The 18,463-nt window shown below is 61.3% G+C and carries 19 protein-coding genes; 8 read left to right on the top strand and 11 right to left on the bottom strand.

Annotated features, from left to right (window positions below):
* Window positions 1-38: 38 nt before the first annotated feature.
* Complete coding sequence (locus AC1Q67_RS16775) at window positions 39-533, top strand: DUF1496 domain-containing protein (RefSeq protein WP_492236429.1); 495 nt, start codon at window positions 39-41, stop codon at window positions 531-533.
* A 19-nt stretch (window positions 534-552) separates the two neighbouring features.
* On the opposite strand, the gene AC1Q67_RS16770 is transcribed toward AC1Q67_RS16775, so the two are convergent.
* Entirely contained in the window at window positions 553-1,947 is a 1,395-nt protein-coding gene (locus tag AC1Q67_RS16770; RefSeq protein ID WP_492236483.1) for a caspase family protein, read from the bottom strand.
* Window positions 1,948-2,102: 155 nt separating this feature from the next.
* On the opposite strand from AC1Q67_RS16770, the gene AC1Q67_RS16765 reads away from it, so the two are divergent.
* A complete protein-coding gene (locus tag AC1Q67_RS16765) occupies window positions 2,103-3,272 on the top strand; it encodes a mandelate racemase/muconate lactonizing enzyme family protein (RefSeq protein WP_492236428.1) in 1,170 nt (389 codons plus the stop codon).
* Window positions 3,273-3,299: 27 nt separating this feature from the next.
* On the opposite strand, the gene AC1Q67_RS16760 is transcribed toward AC1Q67_RS16765, so the two are convergent.
* On the bottom strand, window positions 3,300-4,523 hold the full coding sequence (locus tag AC1Q67_RS16760; RefSeq protein WP_492236427.1) for a polyhydroxyalkanoate depolymerase: 1,224 nt from the start codon (window positions 4,521-4,523) through the stop codon (window positions 3,300-3,302).
* A gap of 187 nt (window positions 4,524-4,710) precedes the next feature.
* On the opposite strand from AC1Q67_RS16760, the gene AC1Q67_RS16755 reads away from it, so the two are divergent.
* The 4 genes from AC1Q67_RS16755 (at window position 4,711) to AC1Q67_RS16740 (ending at window position 8,702) form a co-directional block, all read left to right on the top strand.
* Window positions 4,711-5,364 carry a glutathione S-transferase family protein gene (locus tag AC1Q67_RS16755; RefSeq protein ID WP_024577121.1) on the top strand — a complete coding sequence of 218 codons (654 nt, stop codon included), beginning with the start codon at window positions 4,711-4,713 and terminating at the stop codon, window positions 5,362-5,364.
* Between the two features lie 278 nt (window positions 5,365-5,642).
* A complete protein-coding gene (locus AC1Q67_RS16750; protein ID WP_492236426.1) occupies window positions 5,643-6,794 on the top strand; it encodes a hypothetical protein in 1,152 nt (383 codons plus the stop codon).
* Between the two features lie 143 nt (window positions 6,795-6,937).
* Complete coding sequence (locus tag AC1Q67_RS16745) at window positions 6,938-7,294, top strand: nuclear transport factor 2 family protein (protein WP_024577123.1); 357 nt, start codon at window positions 6,938-6,940, stop codon at window positions 7,292-7,294.
* Between the two features lie 145 nt (window positions 7,295-7,439).
* On the top strand, window positions 7,440-8,702 hold the full coding sequence (locus tag AC1Q67_RS16740; protein ID WP_492236425.1) for an MFS transporter: 1,263 nt from the start codon (window positions 7,440-7,442) through the stop codon (window positions 8,700-8,702).
* Here AC1Q67_RS16740 and AC1Q67_RS16735 read toward each other — a convergent pair whose 3' ends face one another.
* Together AC1Q67_RS16735 and AC1Q67_RS16730 are read right to left on the bottom strand one after the other, a co-directional pair.
* A complete protein-coding gene (locus AC1Q67_RS16735) occupies window positions 8,703-9,221 on the bottom strand; it encodes a VOC family protein (RefSeq protein ID WP_024577125.1) in 519 nt (172 codons plus the stop codon).
* Window positions 9,222-9,278: 57 nt separating this feature from the next.
* The gene (locus tag AC1Q67_RS16730; RefSeq protein WP_492236424.1) at window positions 9,279-9,827 is read right to left on the bottom strand and encodes a carboxymuconolactone decarboxylase family protein; all 549 of its coding nucleotides are present in this window, start codon (window positions 9,825-9,827) and stop codon (window positions 9,279-9,281) included.
* Between the two features lie 196 nt (window positions 9,828-10,023).
* Between AC1Q67_RS16730 and AC1Q67_RS16725 the strand changes: the two genes are divergently transcribed.
* Window positions 10,024-11,208, top strand: a complete 1,185-nt coding sequence (locus tag AC1Q67_RS16725) for an acyl-CoA dehydrogenase family protein (protein ID WP_492236423.1) — start codon at window positions 10,024-10,026, stop codon at window positions 11,206-11,208.
* A gap of 127 nt (window positions 11,209-11,335) precedes the next feature.
* A complete protein-coding gene (locus AC1Q67_RS16720) occupies window positions 11,336-12,475 on the top strand; it encodes an acyl-CoA dehydrogenase family protein (RefSeq protein ID WP_492236422.1) in 1,140 nt (379 codons plus the stop codon).
* A gap of 69 nt (window positions 12,476-12,544) precedes the next feature.
* Here the strand turns inward: AC1Q67_RS16720 and AC1Q67_RS16715 are convergent, their stop codons facing one another.
* From AC1Q67_RS16715 to AC1Q67_RS16685, 7 genes are all read right to left on the bottom strand, one after another.
* Window positions 12,545-13,594 carry an amino acid ABC transporter substrate-binding protein gene (locus AC1Q67_RS16715; protein WP_024577129.1) on the bottom strand — a complete coding sequence of 350 codons (1,050 nt, stop codon included), beginning with the start codon at window positions 13,592-13,594 and terminating at the stop codon, window positions 12,545-12,547.
* Between the two features lie 56 nt (window positions 13,595-13,650).
* Window positions 13,651-14,244 carry a L,D-transpeptidase gene (locus AC1Q67_RS16710; RefSeq protein ID WP_024577130.1) on the bottom strand — a complete coding sequence of 198 codons (594 nt, stop codon included), beginning with the start codon at window positions 14,242-14,244 and terminating at the stop codon, window positions 13,651-13,653.
* 141 nt (window positions 14,245-14,385) lie between these two features.
* Window positions 14,386-14,517 carry a hypothetical protein gene (locus tag AC1Q67_RS16705; protein WP_006023021.1) on the bottom strand — a complete coding sequence of 44 codons (132 nt, stop codon included), beginning with the start codon at window positions 14,515-14,517 and terminating at the stop codon, window positions 14,386-14,388.
* Window positions 14,518-14,524: 7 nt separating this feature from the next.
* The gene (gene cydB / locus AC1Q67_RS16700) at window positions 14,525-15,538 is read right to left on the bottom strand and encodes a cytochrome d ubiquinol oxidase subunit II (RefSeq protein WP_492236421.1); all 1,014 of its coding nucleotides are present in this window, start codon (window positions 15,536-15,538) and stop codon (window positions 14,525-14,527) included.
* Window positions 15,539-15,543: 5 nt separating this feature from the next.
* A complete protein-coding gene (locus AC1Q67_RS16695; protein WP_492236420.1) occupies window positions 15,544-16,947 on the bottom strand; it encodes a cytochrome ubiquinol oxidase subunit I in 1,404 nt (467 codons plus the stop codon).
* Between the two features lie 113 nt (window positions 16,948-17,060).
* On the bottom strand, window positions 17,061-17,612 hold the full coding sequence (locus tag AC1Q67_RS16690) for a thioredoxin family protein (RefSeq protein ID WP_492236419.1): 552 nt from the start codon (window positions 17,610-17,612) through the stop codon (window positions 17,061-17,063).
* A gap of 12 nt (window positions 17,613-17,624) precedes the next feature.
* A complete protein-coding gene (locus AC1Q67_RS16685) occupies window positions 17,625-18,320 on the bottom strand; it encodes a cytochrome c biogenesis CcdA family protein (RefSeq protein WP_492236418.1) in 696 nt (231 codons plus the stop codon).
* Window positions 18,321-18,463: the final 143 nt, after the last annotated feature.

Raw genomic sequence — 18,463 nt, 5'->3', positions numbered from 1 at the left:
TGTTGCCGGACCGGATACGATCCTTCAATTGGCGATATTTGAAGCTGTTTTCCTTAAGCATTTTCGTGGCGGTCGCCTTCTTTGCCGGGCCGCCCCGCGCTAAAGAGAGAGAAATGATCCGCATCCTCTCGCTTTGCCTTCTTGTCCTGCTCGGTGTGCCCGCAGCTGCGCAAACGCCGCCGGAGCAGAAGCCTGCGATCGAGCAAAAGAATACAGCCGAGCAAAAGATGCCGGCCGAGCCGAAGCCTGCCGCACTTCTGTGCGTTTACAACAACAGAAAATACAGTGAAGGCGCCAACGTCTGTGTGCAGAAGGCGATGATGCAGACCTGCACCATCGACGGCGCCAAGGCCGTCTGGGCCAACGTGACGGACGAAAAACTCAGCAGCGGCTGCGTGGCGCCCGGTCCCCGTTTGACCAAGTATCAGCGAGCGGCAATCGTGAACAGGCGGAACATTCGCCGCGAAATCACACCCGCCACGGACAGCTCACCGTTCTGCTTTTATACGAACGGAAAGCGGTTCTGCGAGTAGCGCGACCTCGCCAGCGCGATCAATTCACCTTGTAGATCGAGTTGGCCCAAGTGCCGCCGCAAATTTCGTCGCGGTTACCGGTGCACTTCGCATCGCAGTTCGTGGCAGGGCCGGCAGCGCCATACTTGTTGCCGCAAAAGCAGTGCCCGGCATATTGCGTGCCGGCATGGCTGAAGCCCTTCTCGCGGCATGTTGAGATGCAAAGCTGCGTGGTCATCTTGCCGTCGTAGAAGGTGTAGCCATCGAGATCGCGCTTGCCCTGATCCCTGAAGCATCCGAGATAGCCGTTCGCAGCGGCGGTCGCCGCCCCGGCTGATGGCGCGGTGGTCGGCGCGGTGACGATCGGCGCGGGATGCAGCGAGCGCTCATCCGACCTTGCCGCGACTTTTGTCTCCGATGCCTTCATGTCCTGCAAGCGAGCGCGGGCGAGGTCGCCATAGATACTGTCGCCGAAGCGGCGCACGAAGGCTTCCAGCACTGTGGGGCTTGTGGTCGTGGAGACGGCGCGCCAGGCTTCCGCGATTTCGTTGGATGATGGCGCAGGCGTGACCGCAATTGCGTGCGGCCCCACGGAAGCGGCGGGGTCAGCCGCCGCGACCTGCGCGGGTGCAGGCTTGGTTTCGGCTTTCGCCGCAGCAACAGTCGCATCGACAATCGCGACCGTGTTGCCGCCGAGCGAGCCGTAGACATAGGGTTCTTGTTTGCGGGCGGTGGAGGTCAGCACCGCGTCCCGCACCCGGCCGAACGCAATGCGCAGATCGACTCCCGGCGTTGCGATATGTTCAAGCAGTGCGGTGGTGAAGGGGCTGTTGCTGTTGTCGCCGTCGAGTGCCACCGAGCCCGCCTTCGCCGCGAACGCGATCAGGGTGTCCGAGACCGTTGGCTCGATCTTGGCGAGGCCGCGTCCGACCGAGCGCGACGCGACCGTGCGCTTCATCGTCTTGGCGAAGGGGTTGTCGCGGCAGGCGTCCAACATCACCAGCCGCAGACGCTTCGCCGGTTCGATTGCCTTCAGCAGCCGGTCGAGCGACAGCGCTTCGTCCTCGATGTCGAAATCGCGCGCGAGTTTTGCATCGGCGGGCACCAGATAGTTGGTGCCGTCGACCTCGATGCCGTGCCCGGCGAAGAATACCACGGCGACATCGGCGTCCTGCGCCTTGCCGGAGAAGTCGCCGACCGCACGGCGCAGATCGGCAATGCCGACGTCGCGCCTGGTCTCGACCACATCGAACCCGGATTTCCGGAATAGTGCTGCCATGGCATCGGCGTCATTCGATGGGTTCGGCAGCTTGGCGACATGCTGATACGCGGAGATGCCAAGCACCAGAGCCACGCGTCTGTCGGCCTGCGCGGCAGTCATGGAGAACTGCGCCGCAGTGAGAACTGCAAACAGGATCAGCAGAGAACGCAGCATGGCGCGCACGATAAGTCTCCGGGCTTTCGGCACATTCTCTACCACACGGGCGGAACCGCGGAAAAGAGCTCGGCTGTGGCAAAAAATCGCTGTTTCGCTTGAACTTTCTGCCTTGTGGCATAGACATCGCGCGAGAGTGAAGGAGCCAGTCGTCCATGCCCGTCCGTATCGTCGATGTTCGCGAAGTCACCAAGCCGATCTCGTCCCCGATCCGCAATGCCTACATCGACTTTACGAAGATGACGACCAGCCTCGTCGCTGTTGTCACCGATGCGGTTCGCGACGGCAAGCGCGTGGTCGGCTACGGGTTTAATTCCAACGGACGTTACGGGCAGGGCGGGCTGATCCGCGAACGTTTCGCGCCGCGGCTGCTGGAAGCCGATCCGAAGACGCTGCTGGATTCCAGCGGCGACAACATCGATCCCGACAAGGCGTGGGCGGCGCTGATGTCCAACGAGAAGCCCGGCGGCCACGGCGAGCGTTCGGTGGCGGTGGGCACTATCGACATGGCGATCTGGGATGCGGTGGCGAAGATCGCCGGCAAGCCGCTGTTTCGCCTGCTGGCCGAGCGCCACAATCGCACGGCCGATCCGCGCGTGTTCGTTTATGCGGCGGGCGGCTACTACTACCCCGGCAAGGATCTGTCGGCACTGCGCAGTGAAATGCGCGGCTATCTCGATCGCGGCTACAATGTCGTCAAGATGAAGATCGGCGGTGCATCCATTGCAGAAGATCAGGAGCGCATCGAAGCGGTTTTGAAGGAGATCGGCAGTCAGGCGCAGCTTGCGGTCGATGCCAACGGCCGCTTCGATCTGGAGACCGGAATCGCCTACGCCAAGATGCTGCGAGAGTATCCACTGTTCTGGTACGAGGAGGTTGGCGATCCGCTTGATTTCCAGTTGCAGGCGGCGCTCGCGGAATTCTATCCCGGCCCGATGGCCACCGGCGAGAATCTGTTCAGCCATCAGGACGCGCGCAATCTCATTCGCTACGGCGGCATGCGGCCGGATCGCGACTGGCTGCAGTTCGACTGTGCTTTGTCTTATGGGCTCTGCGAATACCTGCGCACGCTCGATGTGCTGAAGACCCACGGCTGGTCGCCGTCGCGCTGCATTCCGCATGGCGGGCATCAGATGTCATTGAACATCGCAGCGGGTCTCGGCCTTGGCGGCAACGAGAGTTATCCCGATCTGTTCCAGCCTTACGGCGGCTTCCCGGATGGCGTGCGGGTCGAGAACGGCCATATCACCATGCCGGATCTGCCGGGCATCGGCTTCGAGGGTAAATCCGATCTCTACAGGGAGATGAAGGCGCTGGCGGAGTAGCTTGGGCCTGCCACTCCGGCGAAGCCGTCACGCATTGACGTGGATGAAATCCCGCAGCAACGGATAGATTTCGCTATTCCACTTCCGGCCGCTGAAGACACCGTAATGGCCGACGCCGGCCTGCATGTGATGCACCTTGCGGTAGGCGCGCACGCCGGTGCAGAGATCCTGCGCCGCCAGCGTCTGCCCGATTGAACAGATGTCGTCCTTCTCGCCTTCCACCGTCATCAGGCCCATCTTCTTGATGGAGGCCGGGTTCACTGCGCGTCCCTTGTAGGTGAGCTTGCCCTGCGGCAGCAGGTGTTCCTGAAACACATCGCGGATGGTATCGATGTAGAAATCCGCCGGCAGATCCATCACCGCGAAATACTCGTCGTAGAAGGTCTTGATGGTGTCGGCCTTCTCGACTTCGCCCTTCGCCAGATGCTCGAGCAGGTCCTTGTGCGACTTGACGTGCCGTTCGAGATTCATCGACACGAATGCCGTGACCTGAATGAAGCCGGGATACACTTTACGGAAGGCGCCCTTGCACTGCATCGGCACGTAGTTGATCAGATTGTCCTCGAACCACTTCAGCGGCTTCGAGGTTGCGAATTCGTTGACCTTGGTTGGCGCAATGCGCGTATCGATCGGCCCCGCCATCAAAGTGAGGCTCGCCGGGCGCGCGCGATGATTGTCTTCCGACATGATGGCGCAGGCCGCCAGCGCCGATACCGACGGCTGGCACACCGCCACCATGTGAGACTTCGGGCCGAGCTGATCCATGAAGGTGATGAGATGCTCGGTATATTCGTCGAGGCCGAACTTGCCCTGATCGAGCGGAATGTCGCGCGGATTGTGCCAGTCGGTGATGTAGACGTCGTGATCCTGCAACAGTGTCTGCACCGTGCCGCGCAGCAGTGTCGCGAAATGACCCGACATCGGCGCGACCAGCAGAACTTTCGGCTGGTCCGGCGCGCCGTCCTTCTTGAAACGCAGCAGCGAGCCGAACGGCGTCGCGAACGGGACTTCCTCGATCACCGGCCATTCCCGGTTGCCGACCGCCACCGGCTTGATGTCGTAGTCCGGCCGCTTGTAGGTCAGCGAACTGCGCGACATCAGTTCGAGTGTTGCGGCGAGGCGGCCGAAGACCTTGTCCGAAAAACCTTCGGGCAGCATTTTTAGATAGGACAGCGCTGTTGAGGCCCCGTTTCGCCATGGAGCCGTCATGTCCATGGTGTTCTGATAGGTCTGGTACATCATTGGCGACATCCGGCACATTCCCTTGCTTTGTGCCATGCAAACTTGACGCCAAAGCCCCGTCAATCGGCCATTCGGACTGGCATGTCGTTTGCTGTGTGTAAAAGGAGCAAGCGCTTAAACAACAGGCAGGCGCGGGCATAACCGGGCGGAAAAGTGCGATCCGCCTCTTTGATGTGCAGGCGTTAGGAGAGCGACCATGGCCAAGGCCACGTTGACCATCAGCAGCAAGAACTACTCCTCATGGTCGCTGCGCGGCTGGCTGCTGACCAAGTTCTCGGGGCTCGAGTTCGACGAGATCGTCACGGCGGCGGACGATCCGTCGGCCCGGGCGGAAATTCTTTTGCTGTCGTCGTCGATTCTGGTGCCCTGCCTGCGCCATGAGGGCGCGGTCGTGTGGGACACCCTGGCAATCGGCGAATATCTCAACGATCTCATGCCCGAAGCGGGCCTGTTGCCGTCCGAGCGGATTCCGCGGGCGCACTGCCGCTCGATCTGCGGCGAGATTCATTCGGGCTTCACCACGCTGCGCTCGTCGTTGCCGGTCAACATCAAGGGGCATTTCCCAGGCTTCAAGGTCTGGTCGCGGGCGCAGGCGGACATCGACAGGGTCTGCGCGATCTGGAGCGACTGCCTTGAAAAATCCGGCGGCCCGTTCCTGTTCGGACATCGGTCGATGGCGGACGCCATGTATGCACCGGTGGTGACTCGCTTCCTGACCTACGACGTGCAGATCAGCCCGTCCTTGGCGAGCTATGCAAAGCGGGTGATGAGCCTTCCTGAAATGCAGGAGTGGGTCGAGGCCGCGCGGCAGGAGCCGGCCGAAATCGAAGAGCTTGAGGTGGAATATTAGGCAGCGGCGCTGCGCAATTGCCTGATCGCTGGGCCGGTTGCGGCTGCGTGTGCTTGCCTGAACGAGCGCTTTCCTGGGATGCCAGAGGCGGCGCGTAGCGCGACGGCCAGGCCCCAGATCGTCGTCAGGCTGAATCCCGCACGGACTCAGCCACATCTTTGATTGCGCAAAACTTCCTCACGCTGTGACCGCTCGCGATGCGGGTGCTGGCGTGGAATTCGCATGATGCATTGCAGAAGCAACTGCGCCGGCGCCGGTCGCCCGGATTGGAGGATGCTATGAATGTACATGCTGCGGTCGGTTCAAAATCGTCTGGTCTCACGCGCCCCAACGGCGCCCCCATTCGTCTGAACAGCCAGAGCTTCGTCGCCATCGATCGCCACAAGGATACGACATACGAGGCGACGTATCGCCCGCAGGCGCTCTACAGCCGCGCGGACGAAGGTTTTCATGCGAACAACGAAGCCTTCCTGCTCCATGAGGTCGCGACAAACCTGCCGATCTATCTCCCGGATACAGGTCCCACCGATTTCCATCTTCATCTTCCGCCGGGCGGCTTCCAACTCGTGCTGGTCACGTCGGGCATGTTCACCTTCGATTACGATGGGCGTTTTTACAACGTCGGCCCCGGCGCGGTGATGCTGCAAAGCGCGATCGTGCATCGTCAGCTCTTCTACACATGGTCGGGGTTGTCGACGGAGGAGAATCTGAAGACGCCGCAGACCGTGGCGCCCGATCCGATTTCGATGGGCTACTCGGGAAAATTTCTTGAAGCCTTCATTACCGATCCCACGACATTTCCCAACCCGACGATTGTGGGTCCGGATCAGATCAACGAAGATGAAACGCCGCGTGTGGCGTGGAGCCATCCGCTGCATGATCGCCCGGCCGATGCCGGCTTCTGGCTTCAGGACCCATTGGCGCTGGATGCGCTGTTCAAGCCGCTGGCGGCTGGCTCACCCGACAGTCTTATCAAGTCGGCCATGCCGGTTTATGTGCGCGATATTGGAATCGAGATTCCGAGCGGTCATCTTGTCACCGGCCACATCATCGCGACCGATCCGCGCGGCCACTCGCTCCTGCCCAAGAGCACGTCCGCAACAGCGGACGCAACCTCTCTCACGAAGGGCGAGGTCGTTATCCATCGCGTCATTCGCGGCACGGCCGAATTCAAGGACAGTGCAGGGAAGACTTTCGAGCTTACGGCCGGCGATGTGGTGACTGCGAGCAAGAACACGATCTCCCTCGTCGGTGTCGGCGAAAATACGCAAGTCCTGCGGCTTGGCCTGCTGAAGGGTATGGACAGTCTTCGCAGTTGGACGCCGACGCAGCGTGACGAGATCGATGGTCTGGCCGGTCAAATCATCACAGGGAGGGACGTCCGTCCTCTCCGCACCGAAGGCCAGCCGGTCGGGTATCTGTACAAGTAGGCCGTTGGCTGAGCGCGTGACTCGCCAGCGCCAGGCCTGTGCGTGTGATGCACACGAAACTGCAACAAACACGGAACGTCGCCCCGTCGCGTTCTGTACATTGCGTGCTTAAGTGTTTCCTGCTGATAAACCGGGGAACACAGATGCCGACACGTGCGCGCGTTGACGAATTCATTGCGGTGGTCGAGAGCGGCGATCACGCCGGCGCCATCGAGCGCTATTACACCGAAGATGCCAGCATGCAGGAGAACACCGCGCCGCCGCGCGTCGGCCGCGACGGACTGGTGGCGCATGAGCGCGGCATCCTTGCGCGAATGAAAGAGGTCCACTCCAAGGCGCTGGTATCTGTGGTGGAGGGCGATCACGTCATGATCCACTGGAACTTCGATCTTGTCGGCCTCGACGGCAGGACGCTCCATATCGATGAAATCGCCATGCAGGAATGGCGCGGCGACAGGATTTTCCGTGAGCGGTTTTTCTACAACGCAGCGAAAGCGTAAGCCCCACGCGTGACATGACGGGGCTTCATGCGGGCGATGACGATGTCTCGCTTGACGCCGCGATCCGCATCCTGACAGATGGCGTCATTGCTGCCGGAATCGGCAGAAAAGAAGAGCGCCAAGCTCCTTCAGGGAACGCCGGACTATGAATGCACCTCACGCGGGTCCCACCGCGGACGGGAAGATCGTCGACGAGACATCGATCCGCTATGAAGGCTGGCCGGTCGTCGGGGTCTGCTTCCTTGTTGCGACATTCGCCTGGGCTGCGGGCTTTTACGGTCAGGGCGTCTACCTTGCCGAACTGCAACGCCTTCATGGGTGGCCGGCGTCACTGATTTCGACGGCGACCACCTGTTACTATCTGTTCAGCGCGGTTCTGGTGGTGTTCGTCAGCGAGGCGATCCGCACACTGGGTCCGCGCCGCCTGCTGATCGGCGGCATTGTGACCATCGCCGCAGGCACCGTGATGGTCGGGCAGATCACATCGCCGTGGCAATTATACGTTGCCTATGCGCTGATCGCGTTCGGCTGGGCCGGGACCAGCCTCGCTGCGATCAACAACACGCTGGGACTGTGGTTCGACAAGAAGCGCGGCATGGCGATCAGCCTGGCCCTGAATGGCGCGAGCTGTGGCGGTGTGCTTGGCGTGCCGCTGCTGGTCGGCGCCATCGGCAAGTTCGGCTTCCCTGCAACGTCGATCGGTGCGGCGCTGGTGATCATGGCGCTGGCGATACCGACGATTCTGATCTGGGTGGGCCGGCCGCCGAAACGTGCGATGCCCCCGGCCGATGTGTTTGCCGCCGAGCCTGCGCCTGCCGTGAGGTCGATTGCGCAGATACGCCAGGCGGCGTTCAGCAGTCTTTCGTTCTGGACCATCGCTGTGCCGTTCTCGCTGCTATTGATCGCGCAGGTCGGCTTTATCGTGCATCAGATCTCGTTTCTCGATCCGATCATGGGCCGCGAACGCGCCAGCATCGCGGTGGCGCTGATGACCGCGATGGCAGTGCTTGGGCGGGTTCTGTTCGGCCTCGTTGTCGACCGCATGGACCAGCGCAAGGCGGCGGCGGCCTCGGCGGTCAGTCAGGCGCTCGCGCTGATTGTGATGATCAACACCCGGAACGAAGCCGCACTTTTCGCGGCCAGTGCACTGTTCGGCTTTTCGGTGGGGAACATGATCACGCTACCGTCGATGATCGTACAGCGGGAATTCAGCGCGGTCGCTTTCGGCGTTCTTGTCAGCCTGGTGACGGCGATCTGCCAGTTCACCTATGCGTTCGGTCCGGGAATCGTGGGGCTGCTGCGCGATGCATTCGGCAGTTATGCTGTGCCGTTCTATGCCTGTGCGGCGCTGCAGCTGATTGCCGCGGCGATCGTGCTGGTTCGTGCAAAAACGCCGAAGGCGATTTGATCAGCCCTCGCGCTCGCGCAGCAACGCCTCAACGTCGAGGCGGTGCGTGAACATCGCCAGCGTTCCGTCGGGATGGCGCGGCCACTCGGCCTCGGGCCTGTCGCGGTAAAGCTCGACGCCGTTCTCGTCAGGATCACGCAGATAAAGCGCCTCGCTGACGCCGTGATCGCTCGCGCCGTCCAGCGTAATTCCGGCGGACAGCACCCGGTGCAGCGCATCGGCCAGCGCCGCGCGTGTCGGATAGAGGATCGCGGTGTGAAACAATCCGGTGGTGCCTTCCGGCGGCGGGCTTCCGCCCTTGCTGTGCCAGGTGTTGAGGCCGATGTGGTGGTGATAGCCGCCCGCGGAAATGAACGCGGCCTGATCGCCGTAGCGCTGCATCAGTTCGAACCCGAGCACGTCCTGGTAAAAGCCGAGCGCGCGGTCGAGGTCCGCGACCTTCAGATGCACATGGCCGATCCGCGTACCCGCCGCAATCGGTTTGAAAGACGTTGATACCGCCTTGGTTTCTCCGGACATACCAGGTCTCTCCGATTGTATCGATGCGCTGCTCTCATCGATGTATGAGTGCCTTCCTCATGGGACAAGGTCGGAGGTCTCTCCTTCGGGCAATTCGACCTCAAAGGTGTTGAGCGTCATCGACACCAGCGCGTAGTAGCCGAGCAGGCCGACCAGTTCGACCACGCCGGTTTCGCCGAGCATTTCGACGGCTTCCTTGTAAAGCAGCTTTGGCACGTTGTGATTTTCGTGCAGCGATTCGCTGAATTCGTAGACAAGCTGTGCCTTCCGGTCGTTGAAATCGGGAACGTGACGATGATTGATGGCGGCGATGATATTCGGATCGAGTCCCGCCGCGAGCGCCATCTTCTTGTGCGCATACCATTCGTACTGCGCGTTCCAGTGCCGTGCGGTCACGAGGATGGCCAACTCGGACAGACACGGACCGAGTGTGGTGTCGTAACGCAGGAACGCGCCGAGCCGGCTGGCGTGTCGCGCGACTTCAGGCGCGTAAATCCATGCGCGCAGCGGTGGCGTGACGGTGCCGCGTTTGCCTGAAACCGATTCTTCAAAGATGCTTTTCTGATCGTCGCTCATTTCGCTAGGCGAAAGCGTTTTCAGGCGCATGGCGGCTCCTCTGTTTTAAACGCGGCAGCGCCGAGGTATGGGCTGGGCTGTCGTGCATGGCTACCATATCGTACCGAGTGAAGCTTTCGCGCCAGCGAGATATTGAAATCCGCCAAGCGGACAGTAGAGTCCGGCCCGGAAAATAAACAAAGCCGCGCCCATTGCGCCGCGGCCCATCAGCCCGAGGAACGATCGAATGGCCGATATGGAAAAATTCCGCAGCGAGACGCGCGCTTGGCTGGAGGCCAATTGTCCGCCCGAGATGCGCAAGCCGGTGACGGGCGAAGCCGACGTGTTCTGGGGCGGCCGCAACACCACGTTCTCCTCAGAGCCGCAGCGCCTCTGGTTCGAGCGGATGCGCGACAAGGGCTGGACCGTGCCGGACTGGCCGAAGGAGTATGGCGGCGGCGGCCTCAATCCAGAGGAAACGAAAATCCTGCGTCAGGAAATGTCGGCGATCGGCGCGCGGCTTCCGCTGTCGAGCTTCGGCATCTGGATGCTTGGACCGGCGCTGCTGAAATACGGCACCGATGCGCAGAAGCGCGAGCATCTGCCGAAGATCGCCGCCGGTCTGATCCGGTGGTGCCAGGGCTATTCGGAGCCAAACGCGGGCTCCGACCTCGCATCGTTGCAGACGCGCGCGGATGTCGATGGCGACGATTACATCATCAACGGTCAGAAGATCTGGACCTCGATGGCGAATTTTGCCGACTGGATTTTCTGTCTGGTGCGGACCGACTTCAGCGCCAAAAAGCACGACGGCATCAGCTTCATCCTGTTCGATATGACCTCGAAGGGTGTCTCGACCAAGCCGATCCTGCTGATCTCGGGCAAGTCGCCGTTCTGCGAGACTTTCTTCGACAACGTTCGCGTGCCACGGTCGCATGTGGTGGGCACCGTCAATCGCGGCTGGGACGTCGCGAAATATCTGCTCCAGCACGAACGTTCCATGATCAGCGAGGTGGGTGAGCGCCGCGGCGCCCGGCCCCTGGGTCAGGTGGCGGCGAACTCCATCGGCGTCGATGAACGCGGGCAACTGGACGATCCCATGCTGCGTGGCCAGATCGCAGCCTTCGATATCGACGAGGCCGCAATGGCCTGCGCTGCCGAACGCGCGGTCGATCTTGCGAAAGCAGGACAGGGGCACCCCGCTTATTCGTCGGCGCTGAAGTACTACGGCACTGAACTCAACAAGCGCAGGTACGAGATTCTGATGTCGGCTGGCGGTATTGACGCGCTGGAATGGGAAAGCCCTCGTTCTCGCGAAGGACTGACGGCGCGGACGTGGCTGCGCACAAAGGCAAACTCGATCGAGGGCGGCACCAGCGAGGTGATGCTCGGCATCGTCGCCAAGCGCATCCTCGATCTGCCCGGCGCGTAAAACACTTCGTCATTGCAAGCGAAGCGAAGCAATCCATCCTTAAGTAAAGCTGGATTGCTTCGTCGCTTCGCTCCTCGCAATGACAGTCTACTTCAACTCAGGTTTATCTGTATCGATTGGAACACCTATGGCTCTCGTCCTCAACGAAGAACAGTCAATGCTGCGCGACAGCGCGCGCGGCCTCATCAGCGACAAGGCGCCCGTGGCGCATCTGCGCAAGCTGCGCGATGACAAGGATGCAATCGGATTTTCGCGCGATCTCTGGAAGACATTCGCCGAAATGGGTTTTGCAGGCCTGCTGGTGCCGGAAGAGTTCGGCGGCAGCGGACTGGGCTATGTCGAGGCTGGTGTGGTGATGGAGGAAATCGGCCATACGCTGATGCCGTCGCCGTTTCTGTCGACCGGTGTCGTCGCTGCGGCAGCGTTGACGCGCGGCGGCAACGGTGCGCAGAAATCCGAATATCTCACCAGGATCGCCAAGGGCGATCTGATCGCGTCGCTTGCCGTGGACGAGGGCGCCAAGCATCGTCCTTCCAAGGTGGCGATGAAAGCCGTGCGCTCCGGCAATGGCTTCAAACTCAAGGGTGCGAAGGCGCTCGTGGTCGATGGCCACGTTTCAGACCTGCTGATTGTCGCCGCCCGCACCGCGGGCGAGAGCGGCGACCGGGAAGGGTTGACGCTGTTTCTGGTCAATCCCAAGAGCAAGGGTATCGAGATCGAGCGCACCGCGATGGTCGATGCGCATAACGCCGCGCGCATCGTGTTCAACGATGCCGAGGTGACGGCGGATGGTGTGCTTGGTGAAGTCGATCAGGGCGGCGTGCTGCTGGAAGGCATTCTCAACGTCGGCCGCGCCGCCGTGGCATCGGAGATGGTTGGCCTCAGCGAGGAGGCTTTCGCGCGTACGGTGACGTATCTGAAAGAACGCAAGCAGTTCGGCAAGCTGATCGGCGAATTCCAGGCGCTGCAGCATCGCGCCGCGCATCTCTACACCGAGATCGAGATTACCAAGGCCGCGGTAATGAAGGCGTCGCAGATGCTGGACAGCGATTTCGACGCTGCGGGTGCGGCGGTGGCCGTCGCCAAGGCGAAAGCCGGGACAACCGCGACGCTGGCCGTTCAGGAGGCCGTGCAGATGCATGGCGGCGTCGGCATGACGGACGCCTTCGACATCGGCTTCTTCATGAAGCGTGCGCGTGTATGTCAGGAGTTGTTCGGCGACAGTGCCTATCACGCCGAGCAACTGGCGCGCATGAAGGGTTACTGAGCAGGCCGCTCAAAGAAAATGGCCGGGACAAACCCGGCCATCACAATCCAGATAAAATATAGAGACGCATTACCGGATCGGCGGCGCGTACTGGATGCCGCCGGCGCTCCACAACTGGTTGAGGCCGCGCGGAATCTTGAGTTTTGATCCCTCGCCGACGTTGCGGTCGTAGACCTCGCCGTAGTTGCCGACGTGGCGGATAATGCGCGCGGCCCAATCCTTCGTCAGATCCATTTCCTCACCGTAAGCGCCTTCGGTGCCGAGCAGACGCATGACGTCGGGCTTCTTCGACTTCAGTGCGTCGTCGATGTTCTTGGACGTGACGCCGAGTTCTTCGGCGTTCAGCATGGCGTAGATCGTCCACTTCACGATCAGAAGCCATTCGTCGTCGCGCTGCCGCACCACCGGCGCCAGCGGCTCCTTCGAGATTACATCCGGCAGGATGGCGTGTTCGGCTGGCTTGGTCAGGCGCAGCCGCAGCGCGTAGAGCTGCGACACGTCGGTGGTCAGCACGTCGCATTGTCCGGAATCATACGCCTTGAGAACCTCATCGAGATTCGGAAAATTCAGCTCCTGATACTTGATGTTGTTGGCGCGGAAGTAGTCGGCAAGATTGAGCTGAGTCGTGGTGCCGGTCTGCACGCACACCTTGCTGCCGTCGAGTTCGAGACCCGACGTAATGTTGCGTGACTGGCGCACCATGAAGCCTTCGCCGTCATAATAGGCAACCGCCGCGAAGTTCAGGCCGTATTCGGTTTCGCGCGACATGCTCCAGGTGGAATTGCGCGACAGGATGTCGACCTTGCGATTGCGCAATTCCTTGAAGCGTTCGCTGGCGTCAAGCGGAACGAACTTCACCTTGTTCGGATCGTTGAAGATCGCGGCGGCGACGGCGCGGCAGATATCGACGTCGAAGCCGGACCAGTTGCCCTTGTCGTCAGGAATGGAGAAACCCGGCAGACCGGTGTTCACACCGCACAGCACGGCGTCGCGTTTCACGGTCCGCTTCAGTGTCCGCGTATCGTATCGCTCGTAGGCGATCGCGGCGGCAGCAACGGCAACCGCGAGGACTGCTCCGAGCGTAAGACCCGAGGCAAAAGTACGGGGAAAAAGGGCCATGAATGAATCTCGCTTCCAAGTATGCGTGCAAAAAGGGATAGGGCGTTATTGGGAGATCAGATTTCGGGACGCTGGCGAATGATGACCTTGGTGCCGACAGGAACGCGTTCAAACAGATCGGTGACGTCGGCATTGACAAGACGGAAGCATCCCGAAGACACGGCGCTGCCGATGGTCTGCGGCTGGTTGGTGCCGTGAATGCGATACACCGTGGCGCCAAGGTAAAGCGCGCGTGCACCCATCGGATTGCCCGGTCCGCCTGCCATGAAGCGCGGCAGGTAAGGCTGGCGCGCGATCATTTCCGGCGGCGGCGTCCAGTCCGGCCATTCCTGCTTTCGGGAGATCTTCTGCAATCCCTGCCACTGAAATCCTTCGCGGCCAACGCCGATGCCGTAGCGAAGTGCGCGGCCGTTGCCCTGAATCAGATAAAGGAAGCGCTCGGACGTGCTGATGATGATAGTGCCCGGCGCTTCGGTGGTCCGATAGAGCACCGCGGTACGCTTGAACTCCGGCGCGAGCTCTTCGTCATCGGGAATGTATCCCGGCTGGTCACCGATGTTCATTTCGCGGCCCTGCGCGAAGGCGTGAGGCGCCGCAAACAACAGGCTGGCTGCGACCGCCGCCAGAGCCAGAGAGCGGATGATGTTCATGTCGAGAATCCCGCGTTAATTCGTGCCCCGCGCGCATCAAACCTGAGCCGTGCTCCGCTGGCAAGTGACACGCGCTCGAAGGCGGGCGACCATGCGTCGTAAATCCTTAAAATATATCTGAAAATCGGCGATCGTCCGCGATCAGTGCGGCGCGATCCAGAGCCGCAGGACATACGCAAACGCGGCGACAGTGCCGGTACCCAGCAGCCACAGCGCCGCGAACCACAGCAGACGCTGCGCCAGGGGGCGAGGCTGTTCGGGCGGCGAGGTCATGCTCACCTTAATGATAACCGCTGTCGGCGTGCACCTTGCCGCGGAACACCCAGTACGCCCACGCGGTGTAGGCAAGAATGGTCGGCACGAGGATCGCGATGCCGTAGATCATGAAGTTGAGACTGTTGGCGGGCGCCGCCGCCTGCCAGATGGTGACGCTCTGCGGCACGATATAGGGATACATGCTGACACCGAGGCCAGCATAGGTGATGCCGAACAGGACCAGTGAGAGAATAAACGGCCGGTAGTCCTGCTTGTTAGCGAGACTCTTCAGCAGCAACAGCGTGATCGCCGCCACCGCAATCGGAATCGGTGCCGCGAAGATGATGTTCGGCCATTCGAACCAGCGCCGCCAGTACTCCGCCTGAAGGAACGGCGTCGCCGCGCTGACGGCGACGATGGCGATGATCGTCGCGAGCAGCAGAATCCGGCTCAGGCGATAGGCATGGTCGCGCAGTTCACCCGCGGTTTTCATAAGCAGCCACGTCGCGCCGAGAAGGCCATAACCGGCGACGACCGCACAGCCTGTCAAAATGCTGAAGGGCGTCAGCCAATCCCACCAGCCGCCTGCGTAATGACGCCCTTCGACATGGACGCCTTGCAGGATCGCGCCGAGCGCAATGCCTTGCGCCATCGCCGCGACCAGCGAGCCGCCCGCGAAGGCGATATCCCAGCGGTTGCGCTCGCTCTTGGTCCGCCAGCGGAATTCAAAGGCGACACCGCGAAACACCAGGCCAATCAGCATGGCGATGATCGGCGTATAGAGCGCCGGCATCAGGATTGCGTAAGCCAGTGGGAACGCCGCCATCAGGCCACCGCCGCCGAGCACCAGCCAGGTCTCGTTGCCATCCCAAACCGGAGCGACCGTATTCATGATGACGTTGCGGTCTTCCTTCTTCGGGAAGAAAGGAAACAGCATACCCAGGCCGAGATCGAAACCGTCCATCACGATGTACATGAAGACGGCAAAGGCGATGATGAAGGCCCAGAGTGTTGCGATGTCGAATGTGAATCCGGCCATGACGTTCACCCCTGTCCTGCGTGAGCGGCCTGCGCGGGCGTGATGCCCGCGGCGCGTGCGGGCGCGTCCGCGCGGGGACCTTCTTCGCCATGATGCGGCGGCTCATGCATCAGTCGCAAAATGTAGAATACGCCCATGCCGAAGACGATGAAGTACACGACAATGAAGGCGAGCAGCGAGGTCGCAACCGCCGGCGCGTCCAGCGGGGAAGCCGAATCCACCGTGCGCAACAGGCCGTAAACCGTGAATGGCTGACGACCTGCTTCCGTCGTCACCCAGCCGGCAAGAACGGCGATAAAGCCCGCAGGTCCCATTGCCAACGCGAACGAATGTAACAGCTTCGAGTCATACAGAACGCCGCGCCAGCGTGCCCACAGGCTGAACAGGCCGATGCTCAGCATCAAGAAACCGATGCCGACCATGATGCGGAACGACCAGAACACCAGCCCGACCTTGGGCCAGTTCTCTCGCGGCACCGTGTCGAGTCCCTTTAGCGGTGCATCAAGTGAATGTTTCAGGATCAGCGACGAGGCCTTCGGGATTTCGATCGCGTATTTCACCTTCGCTTCGTCCTGATCGGGCCAGCCGAACAGGATCAATGGTGCGCCGTTCGGATGGCTTTGGAAGTGCCCTTCCATCGCCATCACCTTCACCGGCTGATGCTCGAGTGTGTTGAGGCCGTGCTGGTCTCCGGCGAAGATCTGGATCGGCGCCACCAAGGCCGCCATCCACATCGCCATCGAGAACATCACGCGTGCGCCTTCATGCCTTGAATTGCGCAACAGATGAAAAGCGCCAACTGCGCCGACCACGAAAGCAGTGGTGAGATAAGCGGCCAGCACCATATGGACAAGGCGATAGGGAAATGACGGATTGAAGATCACCTTCCACCAGTCGGCGGCGACGAACTGTCCCTGCGAGTTCATCGCAAAGCCGGTCGGCGTCTGCATCCACGAGTTGGCCGACAGGATCCAGAACGCGGAGATCAGCGTGCCGATGGCGACCATCATGGTCGCAAAGAAATGCAGCCTGTGGCCGACCCGTTTGAGCCCGAACAGCATGACGCCCAGAAAGCCCGCTTCAAGGAAAAACGCCGTCAGGACCTCATAGGCCATCAGCGGACCAATGATGGGGCCGGTCTTGTCGGAGAACACCGCCCAGTTGGTGCCGAACTGGTAGGACATCACGATGCCCGAGACGACGCCCATGCCGAAGGCGACGGCGAAAATTTTCAGCCAGTAATTGAAAAGGTTGATGAAGACTTCGCGGCCGGTCCAGAGCCACAGCGCTTCGAGGACCGCGAGATAGCTTGCAAGGCCGATGGAGAAGGCCGGAAACACGATGTGAAAGCTCATCGTGAACGAAAATTGCCAGCGCGCCAAAGTAATGGCGTCGAAACCATCAAGCATCGCGGACCTCCAGCATGTCCAATCTGGAAATCCTATAGCATACGCACCGCGACCTTGATATTCGCCGCGGTGCACAAAGTTGCATGGCTCAGACGCAATCGCGCCTGCGGCATTTAGCTGCTGGCGTTCAGCAGCTTGCCGACGGTGCGGTCGATGTCATCGTAGGCACCTTCGCCGGCGTGGCTGTAGACGATCCGGCCGGACTGATCGACAATATATTGCGCCGGCCAGTATTGATTGCGCCAGGCATTCCATGTCGCGGACCTGTTGTCCTGTGCAACAGGGTATGTGATGCCGTGCCGCTTTAACGCGGCCTGAACATTGTTCGATGAATGCTCGAACGGGAATTCCGGCGTGTGGATGCCGACCACGACGAAACCCTTGTCCTTGTATTTGGAATAGAGCTGCGTGACATGCGGCAGGGTGTTGACGCAGTTGACACAGCCATAGGTCCAGAAGTTCACCAGCACGACCTTGCCGCGCAGGCTCGCCAGCGTCAGCGGCTGCGAGTTGAACCAGTTGCCGAGGCCGGTGAATTCGGGCGCGGAGGCATTCACTTCCGCAACCTGGGTCGCATTGCCAGCGATCTCGTCGCTGCGGCCGGGTAGGGATGAAGCCGCCAGCGCGAGCGCGGCCGCTGAAAGCACTCTGGTGAGATGTCGCATGGGTCACTCCTCTTACAGGCCGGTCTGGCCGCTTGGATAAAACTGGGTCAGCCACGCCACGGCGAGTGTGTCGTACTGAAAGTAGGTTGCCGCCGCGAAGGCGATCACGATCACGCCGAACCCCTGCTGCAAGCGCGGTGCGATTTGCGCGAGGCTGCGTACGCGTGCGGTCACGGCCTGTCCGCCGTAGGCGATGAGCAGCATCGGGATTGCTGCGCCGATGGCGTAGGTCACCAGCAGCAACGAGGCCCATGCGGTGTCCTTCGACGTCGCGACAACGGTGAGGATTGAGCCGAGCACCGGACCGGCGCACGGTGTCCATACCAGTCCGAGAGTCGTGCCGAGGATGAATCCGCCGAGCAGACCCTGACGGTCGCGTGCTGCAGAGGTCTGTTGCGTCAGCCCGGTAAACCGGATCGAGAGCCATTCGAACGGTGCGGGCCAGATCATCAGGAGCCCGAAGATCGCAAGAAGAACGGCCGCGCCATCACGCAATACGCTCGGATCGAAATCGAAAATGCGCGTCAGCGCGGTGAGCGCCAGCGCGACGACGGAAAACGCGATCACGAATCCGGCGGCGATGAACGCCGGCCGGAGCACGCTGGTCTGTCCGACCGATGCGCCAAGCAGGATCGGCAGCACCGGCAACGTGCAGGGGGCCGCAATGGTGACGACGCCGGCCAGCGCCGCGAGAACAAGATTGAACACGATACCGTCCGCCGAATTCCTGGGCGGCGCGCTGAAGCGCCCGCCATCACTGGGTTCGGGGAAATCTTCGGGAGAAACGGCTGTGATGTTACGGGATGCGGCGTCACGTATTCGTGACGTCGGCGTGACCGTGCCGGTCGGGC

It is taken from the genome of Afipia sp. GW823-FHT06G09 (genome assembly GCF_058794875.1).
This window is presented reverse-complemented; position numbering and strand designations above follow the sequence as displayed.